The sequence below is a fragment of the Ruegeria atlantica genome, from assembly GCF_013032505.1.
Classification (GTDB): Bacteria; Pseudomonadota; Alphaproteobacteria; order Rhodobacterales; family Rhodobacteraceae; genus Ruegeria; species Ruegeria atlantica_F.
This window is the reverse complement of sequence record NZ_WQCG01000001.1, coordinates 1,243,104-1,259,171: the sequence shown is the minus strand read 5'-3', so window position 1 is coordinate 1,259,171 and position 16,068 is coordinate 1,243,104. Positions and strand designations below refer to the sequence as shown.

Below are 16,068 nucleotides of genomic sequence, written 5' to 3'. Positions count from 1 at the left end.
TTCGTTGTAGATGGGCTTATCCAACCAGACCGTTGTCCGTGCGCTTGATCGCGATCACGGAAGAGCGGGGTGTACCACCATCGGGCCAGTTGCTGCCTGGGTGTTGAATACCAACGAACATGGTACGCAGATCGGATGACCAGGCCAGTCCGGTGACTTCACAGCCATTCGGACCGGTCATAAAGCGCGCGATCTCGCCGGTGATCGGGTCACCAACCAGCATCTGGTTGTTGCCGTTGCCTGCAAAATCTCCCTCGTTGTCGTCATTGCCGTCTGTCTGGATCCAGATCAGGCCGGTCGAGTCGATCACCATGCCGTCGGGCGAGTTGAACAGGTTGCCCTCGTTCACATTCGCTGAACCGGCGCGGTCGTCCGAATGCACGGTCGGGTTCCCGGCCATGACGTACAGGTCCCAATCGAACCCTTCGGCGGCGTGATCGTCATTTGCCGGACGCCAGCGCACGATCTGACCGTATTTGTTGGCCTCACGCGGGTTGGGGGCGTTGACGGACGTATCGTCTCCACCTGCGTTCGGCTTCACGCCGCGGTTCTTGTTGTTGGTCAGGCAGCAATACGCCTCGACCGCAACAGGGCTGGAGGCCACCCATTCGGGGCGGTCCATGGTGGTGCCGCCTGCCTTGGACGCGGCCATACGGGTGAAGATCGCGATCTCAGCTTTTTCCATGCCGGTCGTTTCCGGCGTCAGAGGCAGCCATTCTCCCTTCATGTCGTCGTTGAACTTGGCCACATAAAGCGTGCCGTCGTTCAGCAGGCTCTCGGTTTCGCCGCCCGGCTGGTAAGTGCCGTTCGAGACGAACTTGTACAGATACTCGCCCCGCTCATCGTCGCCCATATAGACAACCACGCGGCCATCTGCGGCCAGAGTGACCTCTGCATTTTCGTGTTTGAAACGGCCCAGGCCAGTGTGTTTGACCGGCGCGCTGTCAGGTTTGGTCGGGTCGATTTCGACGATCCAGCCCGCGCGGTGCGGTTCGTTCGGGTTTTTCGACGTGTCGAAACGCGGATCGAACAGTTCATAGCCGTTCCAGCTTTCAGCTTTGACGCCATAGCGTTTGAAGCCATCTGCAACCTTTTGGTCGTAAGTGGCGTTTTCATCGCTGGACCCGAAGTAGCCGTTAAAGTTCTCTTCGCAGGTCAGGTAGGTACCCCATGGAGTTTTACCTGCACCACAGTTGTTCATCGTACCTAGCGACGAGGTTCCGGTCGGATCAGCTTCAGTTTTCAGCAGGTCGTGACCTGCGGCGGGGCCAACGATCTTCATCGGCGTGTTGTGGTGGATACGACGGTTGAAAGGGCTGTCTTTGACGACAGACCAGCCATCGGGGCCTTCGGTGATTTCCATCACGGTGACACCCTGAATGTTCTGCAGTTTCAAAACATCGTCGGCGTTGGCCGGAACACCTTCCTGCGCGGCGGTCAGATTGATCTTGCGGTTCGGGTATTCGTGGTTGATCGCGATCAACTCGTGACCCTGGAACGAGAATGTCTCCATCCCGTCGGTGTTTTCGCCAAAGATGCGATCCGATTTCTCAACCGGGCCACCATCGGTGATGTCATAGCCATCAGCGTCGGAAAACAGTGGGTCGCCCCAGCGTGTCACAACTTTCCACTCGTACCCTTCGGGGACATGTACTGTGCCGTCAGTCTGTGCGGCAATCGGAGTGAAGGCAAAGCGCGAAGCTTCGACAGCCTGGGCGGAAGTGGAGCCTAGCAGGCCCGTGCCCATCGCGACAGCACCCGAACCAAAGGCCACTACGCCAGCCAGAAAGCCACGGCGCGAGATTGCGCTTTCGACGACGCGGTCAAAGTCGTTTTCCTCGGGTCGGGGGAAGTGCAACTCATCCCAATCGTCGGCGGACAGGGTGGTGGGATCAACGTCTTTCATGAATAGCTCCTGGCTGTCTTATCGTAGTTGATGACAGGCATGTAGGACGTCTTTGTGACAGGTTGTTAACAGCGTCATTAATGAAGTCTTCCGTTTAAGTTGGTACAGCAAATACTGTACCGCGTTTGCCGGAACCTAAACGCTTGAATTCCTGTGTAATAGATTGAAGCGACCGTAATTTGTGACCGGCCAAATGGTTCAATCAGGTGTTTTCCTAAAACGCGGTATCCTCAGAGCAGGCGCTGACCAGATGTGTCGAATCGATAGGCCCGATCTGGCGCATATCCAAATCGCAGTTCCTGACCTTCTGAGATCGAATGCTGTCCAAACAGCCGTGCCGTAACATCGTGGTCCTGAACCTTGGCAATAACGTTGGTGTCACCGCCCAGTTTTTCAACGTGACTGACATGCGCGGTAAGCGGGCCGTCATCGGACAGAAACAGGTCCTCGGGGCGTATTCCAATCGTGTTCTGGCCACCGTCTTGCAGCAAGCCTTCGGGCAGGAAGTTCATCGAGGGTGAACCAAGGAACCCGGCCACGAACTGATTGGCGGGGTTGTTGTACAACTCCATCGGGCTGCCGATCTGTTCGACCCGCCCGTCGCGCAGCACGACGATCTTGTCGGCTAGCGTCATCGCCTCGGTCTGATCATGGGTCACGTAGATCATCGATGCGTCCAGCGCCCGATGTAGATTTGCGATCTCGATCCGCGTGTTCATGCGTAGGGCGGCGTCCAGATTGGACAGGGGTTCATCGAACAGGAACAGTTTTGGCTCACGCACAATGGCCCGGCCAATGGCGACCCGTTGACGCTGCCCGCCTGACAATTCCGACGGGTAGCGGTCCAGATAGGGTTCAAGATTCAGCATGCGGCTGGCCTTGGCCACGCGGTCCTCGATCACCGATTTGGGCTGCTTTTCCTGCTTCAACGCAAGTGTCATGTTTCCACGTACGCTGAGATGGGGGTAGAGCGCATAGCTTTGGAACACCATCGCAATCCCGCGCTTAGAGGGCGGCACCAGATTGACCTGCTGGCCGCCAATGTTGATATCGCCGGATGACGCATCCTCCAGCCCCGCGATCACCCGTAGCAAGGTGGATTTGCCACAACCCGAGGGGCCGACAAAGACGACGAATTCGCCTTCTTCAACCTCAAGCGTGATGTCTTTCAGGACATGTACATTGCCAAAGGATTTGTTGACATTTTTCAGGGTCAGGGCGGTCATGGTGCGGGCTCCTCAAGGGAAACTGGCTGGCCGGTTCGGATGCTTTGATCCGCCGCCAGACAAATGGCAAGCGATTGGACGGCGTCATTCATGTGACGGGTCAGGTCGATGTCGTCAGCGATGGCGCGCAGCATGTAGGCCTGTTCTGCATCGCAGAGTTCTTGATGGCCGGGTTCGTCCGGCATCTCGATGGTGTGGTCGCCTTGCGGTGTATGGACCAGCAGGCCGCCGACTTTGGTATGGCCGTCGATGTCGGCAGACGCACCCTTGTTGCCATCGGTGATCGAGACCGACCCGTTGGGCGACACGATATCTTTCACGAAGAACGCTGTTTCCGACATCATCGGGCCCCATCCGGCCTCGTACCAGCCGACCGAGCCGTCGCCAAACACCACCTGAAACTGTCCATAATTGTACATGTCTTCTGCGATCTCATCTGACAGGCGCAAACCCATGCCATGCACGCGGACAGGCTGCGCATCGGTGATCTGGCACATCACGTCGACGTAGTGCACGCCGCAATCGACGATGGGCGAGGTGGTTTGCATCAACGCCTTGTGCGTCTCCCATTCCGTGCCCGAAGATTGCTGGTTCAAGTTCAGCCGGAACACGTATGGTCCACCCAGATTGCGCGCCTCGTCGATCAACCGCACCCACGACGGGTGATGGCGCAGGATATACCCAACCACCAGTTTCCGTTTCAGCCGCGTTGCTGTCTCGACCACACGGCGGGCATCGGCGACATTGGTGGCAAGGGGTTTTTCGACGAATACGTGCGCGCCGGCCTCCATCGCCGCACAGGCAAAATTGGCATGGCTATCCGAGTAGGTGGCGACCACGACCAGATCGGGTTTTGTCTCGGCCAGCGCCGTGTCGAAATCGGTAAATACCGGATAGCCAGCAAGGTCTGGATGATCCACACGACCAGACCGGTTCACCAAGCCAACGATCTGCGCGTCAGGGTGGTGGTGATGGGCTAACGCGTGGCTGAGCCCCATGTTGCCGAGGCCTGCAATCAGAACGCGGGTCATTTGACTGCTCCGGAGGTGATGCCGCGGATCAGCTGGCGCGAAAAGATGACGTACAGGATCAGCACCGGCAGGATCGCCATCGACAGGGCCGAAAGGACTGCGTTCCAATCCGTCACGAACTGTCCGATGAACACTTGGCTGCCCAGCGTTAATGTCTTGGTCTCTTCCGCTGGCGCGAGGATTAGTGGGAACCACAGATCGTTCCAGATCGGGATCATGTTGAATACCGCGACCGTTGCCATGGCGGGACGGACAAGAGGAAGAACCAGACGGAAAAAGATCGTGTATTCGGATAGCCCATCGATGCGCCCGGCGTTCTTAAGGTCATCACTGACCTGTCTCATGAATTCGGACAGAATGAAGACGGCCAATGGTAACCCCTGCGCGGTATAAACCAGGATCAGCGCCCAAAGTGTGTTCACCAACCCGGTCGCCACCATCATCTCAAGAATCGCCACGGTGCCGATACGGATTGGGATCATGATCCCAAGTGCCAGATACAGGCCCATGATCAGGTTGCCTTTGAACTGGTATTCCGACAGCGCATAAGCAGCCATCGCGCCGAACAAGAGAACAAAAAACAGCGACGCGACGGTGACGATCATCGAGTTCTGGAAATAGAGGAAGAAATCCCCCTGCTTCATCACCGTCTCATAGCCTATCATCGAAAAGCTATCTGCGTTGGGCAGGGCCAATGGCTCGCGAAAGATCGCCCGACGGGATTTGAAGCTGTTGATCAGGATCACAAAGACCGGAAACAGGGCGATCAGAGTGTACAGGATCAGCGCGCCGTGCATCGCGACCATGTTGAGGGGGTTATGACGTGCTTTGTTCATCGTGATGCCCTCAGAGTTGATACCGGCGCATCCGGGTCTGGATGCCGAAAAGATAAATGCAAACGCCCACAAGGATGATGGCAAACATCGCCCCGGCGATTGCCGAACCCATATGCGGGTCACCCAGTTGCAACTGGAAGCCGAAGAACGTGCGGTACATAAACGTACCAAGGATATCGGTCGAGAAATCAGGCCCCGCCAGCGCGCCTTGTGACGCATAGATCAGGTCGAATGCGTTGAAATTGCCCACGAATGTCAGAATCGAAATGATGCCGATTGAGGGCAGAATCAGCGGTAGCTTGATCTTCCAGAAGGCCGAAGTTCCGGTGATCCCATCAATCTCCCCCGCCTCAAGGATTTCTTCCGGGATGGTCAGTAATGCAGCATAGATCAGCATCATCGGGATGCCGACGAACTGCCAGACCGAGATAAGCGCAAGCGTTGTCAGCGCGTATTCTTCTTTCCCCAGCCAGGGCGCAAACAGCGATTTGAGCCCGACAGCATCCAGCATTGACGGCGCAATGCCCCAGATCGGCGAGAGGATCAGTTTCCAGGCAAACCCAACAATCACAAAGCTCAGGATCGTGGGAATGAAGATTGCCGACCGGTACAGCGCGGCAAACCGCAGGCGCGGGTGGCTGAGCAGGGCAGCCAGAGCAATCCCAATTGGGTTTTGAACCAGCATGTGGATCAGGAAGAACCAGAAGTTGTTGCCTAACGCATTCCAAAACTGTTCCGACCAGATCGGATCAAAGAACAGGGTTTGAAAGTTCTGCAATCCAACGAAGACGCGGCTCTGATCGACTTCGGAGTAAAGCGCCAGTCGCAGTGTGTTGAACAGCGGGAAGATCATGACCGCGGTGTAGACAAGAACGGCCGGTGCAAGAAACACAAGGATATGCCAGCGGAAGCGGGGGCGGTTCATGGGACTGCTTTCAATGGGGTGTCGGGGATACCCGGGCGATCACCGCCGCCCGGGTATGTGTCAGATCAGCGCTTACTGGTGCGGAGCGTACCAGGAGGACAGGCCTTTTTGCAGGTCTGCGCCCAATTCCTCAGGGCTGTTTGCGCCTTTGATTGCAGCAACCGACGCGCCCCAGGTCTCGTTCTCTAGGTTCGGCGTGCCGCGCGACAGGATCTGATATGTCGAACGGATGGTCGATTCACACTCATCACGCCAACCGACGAATTCCTTGGCCAGCGGGTCCTGCAGTTCGACTGGCGTGTTGGACAGCGGGAAGAAGCCCGGGACGGCGTTGCCAAAGATTTCGGCAAACTCGGGGCTTGCGACCCACGCTAGGAATGTTTCGGCCGCTTCGGGATGTTCGGTGGCGGCGTTCATGCCGATGCCGATATCTGTGTGGTCAGAGATATAGCAGGTGTCGCCTGCGTTTTGGACTGGCGGCTTGAATGCGCCCATCTCAAAGTCGGCTTGTGTGTTGAAGCCAGCGATTTCCCACGATCCGGCGGGGTAGATAGCGGCCCGGCCCAGAGTGAAGATGTTCTGGCTGTCAGGATAGGTCTGCGCCTCGTACCCGTCACCAAGATACTGTCCCCAACGTGCCAACGCTGCATAGGGCGCGGTCCAGGCTTCGTCCGTTAGTTTCTGTTCGCCTGCGATCAGGGCCTGACGACCTTCTTCACCTTTCCAGTAGTTCGGGCCGATGTTGTTATAGCCCATTGTGGCAGCTTCCCACTGATCGTTGGTGCCCATCGCCATTGGGATGTATGTGCCGTCTTCTTTAATCTTGTCGAGGGCAGCAAAGAACTCGTCTTCGGTGGTCGGCACGTCGATGCCAAGCTCGGCAAACGCATCTTTGTTGTAGATGAAGCCGTGGATCACCGATGCCATCGGAACGCAGAAACTGGCCGAGCCGTCATCCGTCTGCCATGCCGATTTTGCCACGTCCGAGAAGTTGCTCATCGCGTCGACCGAGGACAGATCGGTCAGGTGCCCGGCCTCATACAGTGCCAGCGACGCATCGAACGGACGGCATGTGATGAGATCACCGGCCGAACCCGCATCCAGTTTCGAGTTCAGCACAGCGTTGTATTCCGCCGGAGCTGATGGGGTGAACTGCAATTTGATCCCAGGGTGGTTGGCTTCGAACGCCGGGATGATCTGTTCCTGCCAAAGCGTCAGGTCGTCGTTGCGCCAGCTTTCGATGATCAGTGTTACGTCCTCGGCATAGGCACTTGATGCCATCAGGGTCGTGCCCAGTAAGGCCAGTTTCAGGCTGTTGCGTTTCATTCTTGTTCTCCCAGTTGGTTAGCAGTCATTTATCTTGTTCCAGCGCGGACTTCAGAACCCCGTTGCTTGCGTTGAGAACGGCTGAGGCATCCTTGTGTGATATGCCACGTGCGGCGATCAGCACCGCCGGCTTCACGTCTCCGTTCGCGGCGTCCAGCGCGTGTTTTGCTTTTTCCGTATCAACATTGGCGATCCGTGCGACGATACCCGCAGCCCGCGCGCGCAATTTGTCGTTGTCGGCGCGCAGGTTGACCATCATGCCGCCGTGAACATGGCCAAGTTGCAGCGCCATAATAGACGACAGCATGTTCAGAGCGATTTTTTGAGCTGTTCCGGCACCCATTCGCGTCGAACCCGAGATCAACTCCGGCGGCGTCGCCAAAAGAATCGGGATATCAGCCGTTTCCAGCAAAGGGCTGCCGGCGTTGTTGGCAATGCCGATAACAGTTGCGCCATGTGCCCGCGCGATTGCGCTGGCGGTCAAAGTGTATGGTGTCGATCCGCTTGCGGATACCGCGATGATTGTGTCTGCCGGCTTTAGTGCCGCGAGCGCATCCTCAAGCCCTTCGGCTTCGTCTTCTGCGCCGCCCGGCATTTCAACATCGGTCGGCAGGCCGCCGGCCATATGTATGCGAAGCTGCTCCGAGGGGATTGAAAAGGTGCCGCCCAGCTCTTGTGCGTCGGCGGCAGCCATCAACCCGGATGAGCCAGCGGCCACATAGTGTAAAATGCCGCCTGCGCGGATGGATTGCGCCATAGCGTTACCGCCGCGCGCGATTGCATCCAATGCGTTCCGCGCTGATGTTGCGGCCGCAATCTGACCCTCGACCAGTGCCCGAGCAGAAGCGACTAGGTCCTGTGGGTCCAGTTTGGTGGCGTCTGGATGCAGTTGTTCGGTCGACGGCAGCGTCAAGAGAATCCCCCTTTGCGGTTATCAATACAATACCTATTCAATACCACTTGTCCATAATTTTATTTCTCCAACAGAAATCAACGCTTTTCCCTGTTTTTTGGAAAAAATACTGGGAAATTGGTCTATTTTGACCTTCCTTAACTTAAACAGGTATTATAATGGTATTGTCATGACTGAGTCTCTAAGCAATGCTGTGCTGGCCATAGATGGTGGTGGAACCCGATGCCGGGTTGCTTGTGAAGCGGCTGGTATTGTTCACTCCGTTGAAACCGGCGCAGCCAATGTCTCGACAGATTTCGAAGCGTCCGTCTTGCAGATGAAATCGGGGTTAGTGCGGTTGGCGCAAATGCTGGCTGTAAATGTTCAGGACCTGGCTCGATTGCCGGCTTATGTCGGATTGGCCGGAGTTACAGATGATCGTATCGCTCGCCGCGTGCAAAGTGCTCTGGGACTAACGTGTGCCCGCGTTTCAGATGATCGTCCTGCGGCGCTGCGTGGCGCGCTTGGTTCTCAGGATGGGTTGGTCGCGCATTGTGGTACAGGATCCTTCTTCGCTTCTCAGAAGGGCCGGGTGATGCAATTTGCCGGTGGGTGGGGGCCGATTTTGGGGGATGAGGCGTCCGCGCAATGGGTCGGCCGTCGTGCGTTGGCAGAGGCCTTGAACTCAGAAGACGGAATTCAGACCGTAAGCGATCTGACGCGGCATTTAATGAATGAACTTGGCGGCGCTGCCGGGATAGTCGAGTTTGCAGGCCATGCGACGCCGACTGAGTTTGGTGCGCTCGCCCCTGCGGTGACGTCCGCCGCAAAGACGGGGGACGTGGTCGCCAAACAAATCATGCAGGCAGGGGCCACTTACGTTTCCGAAATGGCGGAGCGGCTCGGTTGGGTTCCTGGAGTGGTGATTTGCCTGACCGGCGGAATTTCTCCGTACTATGCGGATTATTTGTCTGCTGACATGCAATCAGAAATACGCCGCCCATCGGGCGAGCCGTTGACCGGGGCGCTGGCTCTGGCGAAGGAGGTCCCGCATGAGCATTGCTGAATTCCTACGCGCTGATCTTTGGCTGACCCCGGAAAGCGGTCCGCGCTACGTTCAATTACGCCGCAGGCTGCAAGAGGGGATCGATACGGGCGTGCTTGCGCCGAATTCCTCGCTGCCATCTGAGCGTGAACTTGTTGAAATAACAGAGTTATCGCGCGTGACTGTGCGCAAGGCGATTCAAGAATTGGTTCAGGAAGGCATAATCGAGCAACGACAGGGATCAGGGTCATTCATCCGCGAACGTGTTCCACGGGTCGAACAATCGCTGAAGCACCTGACTTCGTTCACCGAAGATATGTCGAGCCGGGGCATGGAGACGACCTCAAAGTGGTTGGAGCGCGGAGTATTTGCGCCAACCCCGGAAGAGGTCACTGCACTGAATCTGTCAGAGGGTGAGCAGATATCCCGCATTTACCGCCTGCGCGAGGCGGACGGGCGTCCGCTGGCGCTGGAACGTGCTGCGCTGCCGCTTGATATTCTGCCAAACCCAATCGAAGTCACCACATCACTTTATGAAGTGCTTGATGTTCTGGGGCACCGCCCGGTACGCGCGGTGCAAAAGATCTCGGCCCTCAACCTTGCCGCGCGCGAGGCAGAACTGCTGGAGGTGCCCGAAGGCGCTGCAGGTTTGAACATCGAGCGTATCTCATTCCTCAAAAACGGGCGGGTCGCGGAAATGACGCGATCGCTCTATCGCGGCGACGCCTACGACTTCGTCGCTGAATTACGCCTTTAACCGGAAGGACCGGGATCAAATGTCTGAACAAACGTCAAAAATGCGCCAGGAAATCCTGGAAATACCGGACGCCGTCGACAGATTGCTGAGCGCGGGGGCAGGCAATATCCGAGAGGTTGCGCAAAGTGTCAGGGATTCGGATCCACGCTTTTTGATCTCTGTCGCGCGCGGATCATCCGATCATGCCTGCAGCTATTTGAAATACGCCAGCGAGTTGCTTTTGGGGTTGCCGGTTGCGTCGGTCGGCCCGTCCGTCAGTTCGATCTATGGCGTGGACCTCAGGGCCAAAGGATCAGTCTGTCTGTCCATTTCGCAATCCGGCCAAAGCCCGGATATCGTGGGTTTGACCGGCTCCCTGAGGAACTCGGGCGCAACGACAATTGCGGTAACCAACAACTCTGAATCCCGGTTGGCTGACGTCGCGGATGCTGTTCTTCCGCTTCATGCGGGCCCGGAATTGAGCGTCGCGGCGACCAAAACGTTTGTGACCTCACTGGTGTCCGGCCTTTGGCTGCTGGCCGAGGTCAAAGGGGATGCTGAATTGATCGGTGCGATCCGATCATTGCCTGAATATCTGGCACGGGCGGCGCAATGCGATTGGTCGACGGCAGCCGAAACAATCACCGGGCGTTCGTTGTTCACACTTGGCCGGGGGCCTTCTTATGCCATCTCTGACGAAGCTGCGTTGAAGATCAAGGAAACCTGCCAGATCCACGCCGAAAGCTATTCGGCCGCCGAAGTTCTGCATGGGCCGGTATCGATTGTTGAAGAAGGATTTCCCGTGATTTGCTTCGCAGCCAATGATGCAGCCGAACAGGCGACTGCCGGCGCGGCGGATGCGTTGGCCGCGAAAGGTGCTGCGGTCTTTGCCACGAGCGACAAGGTGAAGCGAGCGCAAGCACTGCCTGTGGTTCGCACAGATCACTGGATAACCGATCCGATAACGGCGATTACGTCTTTTTACAGCATGGTAGAAGCCGTCGCCAGCGCACGCGGCATCGATCCGGACGCGCCGCGACACCTTAAGAAAGTGACTGAGACGGTATGACCGAGCATGCGGTGATCTTTAGGAACGGTCCGATCTTTGATGGGACGCGATTGCATCAAGACCACGCGATTGTTTTTCGCGAAGGACACTCTGGCGACGTTGTGCCTGATGCCGAGGTGGCCGGCGCAAAGGACTATGTCGATCTGAATGGAGATATTCTTAGCCCGGGTTTTGTTGATCTTCAGGTCAATGGCGGCGATGGGGTTATGTTCAACGATGACCCGTCAATTGAAACGATCCGAAGAATTGCATGCGCTCATCGTCGACTGGGTGTCGCGTCGCTTTTGCCAACTTTGATCACCGATGGGCCGGCCAAGACCCGCGCGGCGATAGACGCGACGATTGAGGCGGTTCGAGCACAGTTGCCAGGCGTCGTCGGATTGCATTTGGAAGGTCCACATCTATCGGTTGCACGAAAGGGGGCCCATGACGGCGATCTGATACGGCCGATGCAAGCGGCAGATTTGGATATGCTGATCGCTGCCGCGGATGCGCTGCCTTGCCTCAAGGTGACCGTCGCACCCGAGGGTGTGTCCGAGCAGCAGGTACGAGCCATGAGCAGCGCAGGCATATTGGTTTCTTTAGGACACAGCGATGCGGATTTTGCGACTTGCCAAAACTATGTTGCCGCCGGTGCTCGGTGCGTAACCCATCTGTTCAACGCGATGAGCCAGTTGGCTAGTCGTGAACCCGGCCTTGTCGGCGCGGCGCTGGCAAATGGCGAGTTGTCTGCGGGGCTGATTGCCGATGGCGTTCACGTGCATCCCGCGGCCATGCGCGCTGCCTGGTCTGCGAAAACCGGACCTGGCCAGATCTTTCTGGTTAGCGATGCGATGGCTGTGGCGGGAACCGATCAAACCGAGTTCACCCTTGAAGGGCGCAGAATCACGCGAACCAACGGCAGGTTGACGCTGGATGATGGCACTCTGGCCGGGGCGGATTTGGACCTGACCACCGCTGTCGGAGTGTTGGTCAATCAAGTCGGTGTCCCGTTGCAGGACGCGCTGTCAGCAGCCATCTCTTATCCGGCTCAATTGGTCGGATTGGACAGCCCGGCAACCCCGGAATACAGCTCGATGATCCGGATTTCATCTGATTTCAGCGGTTGCGATTGGCTGCCTGCGCAAGGCTGATCTTGTATTTTTCATGCAGAATGACTGCCTGCCGGTTGCAGTTAAATGCCTGTGAATTTTTGTCGACGAATTTGAATTCTGGCTTCGAACGGCGCTTGACGGCATCTGACGCATCGCTTACCCGCTCCACAGTTTCCAGATGGCGCGGCCCAGGTATCGAGATGCATTGACCGTCTCATTTCGGGCAATGGCACCGGCAAATGTGGGATTCCATGACTTGACGTTCTTGCGTGTCGGGATGATGGCGTGGGCCTTGTGGGCGGCAATCGCGCCGTGGCACTTGCGCGTGTCGTATGCCCCGTCTGCGCTCACTGCCCCAAAGTTGTGACCTGGAGGTATTTGATCAAGCAACTCGGGCAACATTGGCGCGTCTCAGACGTTGCTTGTGATACCTTCAACGGCGCGCACTTCCAGCGTTTCCTCGTCGAAGCCTATGCGTTTTCTACGCCAAATGTTTCGCTTGGGGCTACCATGCTTGCGGGCATTCCATTCTCCTTCGCCCTCGGATTTGATGCCGGTGATGTCGATCAGCAGATGCAGCGGGCCGCTTCCCACCACGATACGGAAGGCTCACGTTCAGCGTTCTTTGACGGCGGCACAGTGTACTGAAATCAGGCATGGCACAGTCCAAGCCAATCAGCCGCAGGAGACTGCTCACGAAGTCCGTGGTTTGCCTCAGCGTCATCCCGAACAAAACCTTCAGGGTCAGACACGCTTGGATTTCGGAGTCGCTGAAACTCTGGTGACTGCCGCGCTTGCCTGAAGGTAGCGATGTCCAATCCATCTCAGGATCAAACCAGATCGAGAGCGATCCTAGTTTTTTCATTGCGGTATTGTACGAAGGCTTTTCCCGGTCTTGTGCTTCGTCCGGGCCCAACTGGTCGTACCTCTCAGCTATCGTTCTGGATTCATGAAGTGAATCCTTCAGTCCATTTGTGCAGCAAAGCAGCTTGGCACCGGAATTGGCGGCCCGTCAGTTGGGAAAGAATCAGGAATCTGGCCATTCGGATTCCGGTAAGGAATCAGGCAAATTTGCGACAAAGAATCGACCAAGCTGCCAAATTTTACAATCCTGGCGTGTATTTCTCCGTGGTTTGGAGGATGCGGTGCCCTGATGGCGGGACCTAAGCTTGTGGAAGGCTCCGTCGGTATGGAGGGGGTTAGAACGCCGCGAATTTGGGCGGCATCCATGAGTAGCTAGTGAGTTAACTAGGAGAGTAAGATGTTGAAGCTTTATGTAATGATGAAGACCATGGCACGTGACGAAAACGGCGCGACCATTGTGGAATATGGCGTTGCCCTGACAATCGTCACGGCGATTGCAGTTGCTACCCTGACAGCGTTGGGCAACGACGTTAACGGTCAGTTCACAGACGCTGAAACCCTGATGTAATGACCTGACGGAAGACAAAGCACGCGGTGCGCTCAGCCCCGCGTGCTTATCGTCCCGGAATATTTTCTTGATCCGCTGGCAAAGTGCAACCGCTCAGATCGGTTCATTCGATAAACGCCAAAAAAAGCTGAAGGAGCACCAGATGAGACTCTCTGCCATTTTCACAGCATTGACGGGCCTGGTCGTAGCCGGAGGGTCGGTTTACGTCGCTCGGGATTACATTCAATTCGATACTCAGTCCGCAAATGTCGAGGCCGAGAGCGAGATGGTGAGCGTGGTCGTTGCGTCGCGCGATATTTCGTTTGGCGAAGAAATCGAGCCAGGCGCGCTGACAACCATTGACTGGCCCCGCGGTGCTGTACCCGTGGGAGTCTTTACAGATTATGACGACCTGATTGCGGCGGCTAGCATGCCGTCCCGTCGCGCTCGTCGAGCAATTACTCAGGGTGAACTGATCCTGAACAGCAAGGTTTCCGACTTTGGTGAAAAGGTCACCATCGTTCAGACGCTGGGCGCAGATCATCGCGCCATGGCCATTGAGGTTGACGCTGAAACCGCCGTTGGGGGTTTTGTTACCCCGGGTGATCGGGTCGATGTGGTGATGACCACTGGCGAAAAAAGAGACATGCACGCCGTCACCATTTTGCAAAATATCAGGGTCATCGGTGTTGATCAGGAATCTGATGAACAGACCGACCAACCCGTTGTTGCTCGCACGGTCACCGTCGCCGTTACCCCGGATCAAGTTCAGCGCCTTGCTCTGGCGCAACGTGCCGGTCGGCTGAGCCTGACCTTGCGGTCCATTGATGACACCGAGGACAAGACGCTGACCATGACTCGACTGAACGATCTTCTGATTGATGAACCAGCCGTCGCGCGGGACATCAAAGAACCGGTTCGCAAAACGATTATTCGGGTCCGCCGCGGCACCGAAGTGACAGAATCCATCATCAACTGAATCGACCAATGAAGGTTTCGACCGTGTCCCTCGCTCAATTCATACGTCCATTCCGCAGCTCCGAAGACGGCGCGATCCTGGTCTTTGTTGCGGTGGCCCTGTCGGTCATGGTCGGTATGGCCGCCCTTGCATTCGACATTGGTCGGGTGACCACCACACAGTCGGAATTGCAGAGCTTTGCGGACAATGTTGCCCTTGCGGCTGCGGGGGAGCTTGATGGTCGCCCGGATTCAATCACCCGCGCCACAAATGCGGCTGAAAACATGATCCGCGACCGTCAAAGCTTTGGCGTTCGGAACAAGGATCAGCTGTTGTCCGGCGCAACGGATTACCAGTTGCGGTTTTACGAAAACCCGCCGACCACCGCGACTGATCCAGCTCAACCCGCGCAACTGCTGGATTCGACCGATCCGGTCAGCGGACCGAATGCTGCATTCGTTCGGGTGACTGTCGATACGCACGAGGTTGGTACTCCGCTCGCAGCGGCAGCGGCGGCTTTGTTGGGCAATGCGCAGCCCTTCTCCAGCGTCAATGCCGAGGCTGTGGCAGGGTTCACCTTGATGGCCTGCGACATCACCCCCATGTTCATCTGCCTGCCGCAACCTAGCCTCGATATGACCGAGGGCCAATTGATTAGGATGGTAAGTCAGGGCGGCAATGGCCATTGGGGTCCCGGAAACTTTGGTTTTCTGTCTTCTAATCAGAATCTGGCCATCGACGCGTCTGGTGCCTGCGAACCTGCACCAAACGGTCAGGAAGATTCTTGTGCTCTGGCCGCGTCGCGCGCTGTTTCCATGTGCTTCAGCCAAAGAGGCGTTGAAACCAGACCGGGTCTGAGCGTGGGTAACATGATCGCGGGCTTTAACACACGCTTCGACCGGTTTGAATCCAGCGCCAAACAATTCAGTAACGGTTCGCGCTACGACGTCGACAATTTTGCCTCTTCTCCGCATGTCTTGGACGGTTGGATCACTTCGGGCAATGGAAACAACTGTACCAGCCAGCCGTCGCCTAGCTATGATTCAAACGGTGCCCTTGATCCGTCCGCGACCGTTGGTTTGCCGCTTGACGATTGTTTTGCCAGTGGCACTTGCCCGACGCCTCGTATTGGCAATGGCGTATTCACTGCTGGTCTTACCGAATATCTGACCATCAACTATGGCGCAGATTTCAGCGGCCCTCTCCCAACCGGTATTCCGCCATGGTTCCCGACTGGTGGCACCCGCTACGACATCTACAATGCTGAGGTCACCAACCAGGCCGCTCTGGAAGCTATCCTGACCGCTGGTGGTAAAGCTGAAAGCAGCATGCCTTCGTGCCAACCCGCGTCAGCCGGTCGTGCAGATCCTACGCGCCGTGTCATCACCGTCGCCGGTATCGATTGCGCAACTTTTGCGGACGAGCTTAACGGCGGATCGGGCACCATTCCGGTCACCAGTTTTATCGAGATGTTTCTGATCCGCCCCTCTGAATCCGGCAGCACCGGTGCCAACGCGGTCATCTATGGTGAAGTCATTCAGACCGTTTCGGACGGCATTGGCGGCGCCGGAGTCGGCGGCATCGTTCACGATCTGGTTCAGCTGTACGAGTAA

14 protein-coding genes and 1 pseudogene are annotated in these 16,068 nt (G+C 56.8%); 7 read left to right on the top strand and 8 right to left on the bottom strand.

Going from position 1 to position 16,068, the window contains the following annotated elements; all coding sequences use genetic code 11:
- Positions 1–16 precede the first annotated feature (16 nt).
- The 7 genes from GOW92_RS06150 to GOW92_RS06120 form a co-directional block, all read right to left on the bottom strand.
- On the bottom strand, positions 17–1,906 hold the full coding sequence (locus GOW92_RS06150) for a PhoX family protein (RefSeq protein ID WP_170558891.1): 1,890 nt from the start codon (positions 1,904–1,906) through the stop codon (positions 17–19).
- Positions 1,907–2,136: 230 nt separating this feature from the next.
- Positions 2,137–3,132, bottom strand: coding sequence for an ABC transporter ATP-binding protein (locus GOW92_RS06145; RefSeq protein WP_170558889.1), 996 nt, complete (start codon positions 3,130–3,132; stop codon positions 2,137–2,139).
- Positions 3,129–4,163, bottom strand: coding sequence for a Gfo/Idh/MocA family protein (locus GOW92_RS06140; protein WP_170558887.1), 1,035 nt, complete (start codon positions 4,161–4,163; stop codon positions 3,129–3,131). Before GOW92_RS06140 ends, GOW92_RS06145 begins: the two co-directional genes overlap by 4 nt.
- Positions 4,160–4,999: a carbohydrate ABC transporter permease gene (locus GOW92_RS06135; RefSeq protein WP_170558885.1), complete on the bottom strand. Its 840-nt coding sequence runs from the start codon at positions 4,997–4,999 to the stop codon at positions 4,160–4,162. The genes GOW92_RS06140 and GOW92_RS06135 overlap by 4 nt, the downstream gene beginning before the upstream one ends.
- 10 nt (positions 5,000–5,009) lie before the next feature.
- Entirely contained in the window at positions 5,010–5,924 is a 915-nt protein-coding gene (locus GOW92_RS06130) for a carbohydrate ABC transporter permease (RefSeq protein WP_170558883.1), read from the bottom strand.
- 72 nt (positions 5,925–5,996) lie between these two features.
- Positions 5,997–7,250, bottom strand: coding sequence for an ABC transporter substrate-binding protein (locus GOW92_RS06125; protein WP_170558881.1), 1,254 nt, complete (start codon positions 7,248–7,250; stop codon positions 5,997–5,999).
- Between the two features lie 25 nt (positions 7,251–7,275).
- Complete coding sequence (locus tag GOW92_RS06120) at positions 7,276–8,163, bottom strand: N-acetylmuramic acid 6-phosphate etherase (RefSeq protein ID WP_170558879.1); 888 nt, start codon at positions 8,161–8,163, stop codon at positions 7,276–7,278.
- 169 nt (positions 8,164–8,332) lie between these two features.
- Here GOW92_RS06120 and GOW92_RS06115 point away from each other — a divergent pair, with 169 nt between their 5' ends.
- From GOW92_RS06115 to nagA, 4 genes are read left to right on the top strand one after another with little or no spacing between them, the layout of a single operon-like run.
- The gene (locus GOW92_RS06115; protein ID WP_170558877.1) at positions 8,333–9,208 is read left to right on the top strand and encodes a BadF/BadG/BcrA/BcrD ATPase family protein; all 876 of its coding nucleotides are present in this window, start codon (positions 8,333–8,335) and stop codon (positions 9,206–9,208) included.
- Positions 9,195–9,944 (top strand): GntR family transcriptional regulator, encoded by a 750-nt coding sequence (locus tag GOW92_RS06110; protein WP_170558875.1) that lies wholly within the window; start codon positions 9,195–9,197, stop codon positions 9,942–9,944. Before GOW92_RS06115 ends, GOW92_RS06110 begins: the two co-directional genes overlap by 14 nt.
- A 19-nt stretch (positions 9,945–9,963) precedes the next feature.
- Entirely contained in the window at positions 9,964–10,992 is a 1,029-nt protein-coding gene (locus GOW92_RS06105) for an SIS domain-containing protein (protein WP_170558873.1), read from the top strand.
- On the top strand, positions 10,989–12,125 hold the full coding sequence (nagA, locus tag GOW92_RS06100; RefSeq protein ID WP_170558871.1) for an N-acetylglucosamine-6-phosphate deacetylase: 1,137 nt from the start codon (positions 10,989–10,991) through the stop codon (positions 12,123–12,125). The genes GOW92_RS06105 and nagA overlap by 4 nt, the downstream gene beginning before the upstream one ends.
- A gap of 120 nt (positions 12,126–12,245) precedes the next feature.
- Here nagA and GOW92_RS24865 read toward each other — a convergent pair.
- Positions 12,246–12,951, bottom strand: a pseudogene (locus tag GOW92_RS24865) (IS5 family transposase); the annotation flags it as partial.
- Positions 12,952–13,347: 396 nt separating this feature from the next.
- Between GOW92_RS24865 and GOW92_RS06085 the strand changes: the two are divergent.
- The 3 genes from GOW92_RS06085 (at position 13,348) to GOW92_RS06075 (ending at position 16,068) form a co-directional block, all read left to right on the top strand.
- A complete protein-coding gene (locus GOW92_RS06085) occupies positions 13,348–13,518 on the top strand; it encodes a Flp family type IVb pilin (protein WP_170558866.1) in 171 nt (56 codons plus the stop codon).
- A gap of 142 nt (positions 13,519–13,660) precedes the next feature.
- A complete protein-coding gene (cpaB, locus tag GOW92_RS06080; RefSeq protein WP_170558864.1) occupies positions 13,661–14,476 on the top strand; it encodes a Flp pilus assembly protein CpaB in 816 nt (271 codons plus the stop codon).
- 8 nt (positions 14,477–14,484) lie between these two features.
- On the top strand, positions 14,485–16,068 hold the full coding sequence (locus GOW92_RS06075) for a Tad domain-containing protein (RefSeq protein ID WP_170558862.1): 1,584 nt from the start codon (positions 14,485–14,487) through the stop codon (positions 16,066–16,068).

Coding starts and splice junctions, on each gene's coding strand:
- GOW92_RS06150 (WP_170558891.1), bottom strand. CDS start 1,906: ATGAAAGACGTTGATCCCACCACCCTGTCCGCCGACGATTGGGATGAG.
- GOW92_RS06145 (WP_170558889.1), bottom strand. CDS start 3,132: ATGACCGCCCTGACCCTGAAAAATGTCAACAAATCCTTTGGCAATGTA.
- GOW92_RS06140 (WP_170558887.1), bottom strand. CDS start 4,163: ATGACCCGCGTTCTGATTGCAGGCCTCGGCAACATGGGGCTCAGCCAC.
- GOW92_RS06135 (WP_170558885.1), bottom strand. CDS start 4,999: ATGAACAAAGCACGTCATAACCCCCTCAACATGGTCGCGATGCACGGC.
- GOW92_RS06130 (WP_170558883.1), bottom strand. CDS start 5,924: ATGAACCGCCCCCGCTTCCGCTGGCATATCCTTGTGTTTCTTGCACCG.
- GOW92_RS06125 (WP_170558881.1), bottom strand. CDS start 7,250: ATGAAACGCAACAGCCTGAAACTGGCCTTACTGGGCACGACCCTGATG.
- GOW92_RS06115 (WP_170558877.1), top strand. CDS start 8,333: ATGACTGAGTCTCTAAGCAATGCTGTGCTGGCCATAGATGGTGGTGGA.
- GOW92_RS06110 (WP_170558875.1), top strand. CDS start 9,195: ATGAGCATTGCTGAATTCCTACGCGCTGATCTTTGGCTGACCCCGGAA.
- GOW92_RS06105 (WP_170558873.1), top strand. CDS start 9,964: ATGTCTGAACAAACGTCAAAAATGCGCCAGGAAATCCTGGAAATACCG.
- nagA (WP_170558871.1), top strand. CDS start 10,989: ATGACCGAGCATGCGGTGATCTTTAGGAACGGTCCGATCTTTGATGGG.
- GOW92_RS06085 (WP_170558866.1), top strand. CDS start 13,348: ATGTTGAAGCTTTATGTAATGATGAAGACCATGGCACGTGACGAAAAC.
- cpaB (WP_170558864.1), top strand. CDS start 13,661: ATGAGACTCTCTGCCATTTTCACAGCATTGACGGGCCTGGTCGTAGCC.
- GOW92_RS06075 (WP_170558862.1), top strand. CDS start 14,485: ATGAAGGTTTCGACCGTGTCCCTCGCTCAATTCATACGTCCATTCCGC.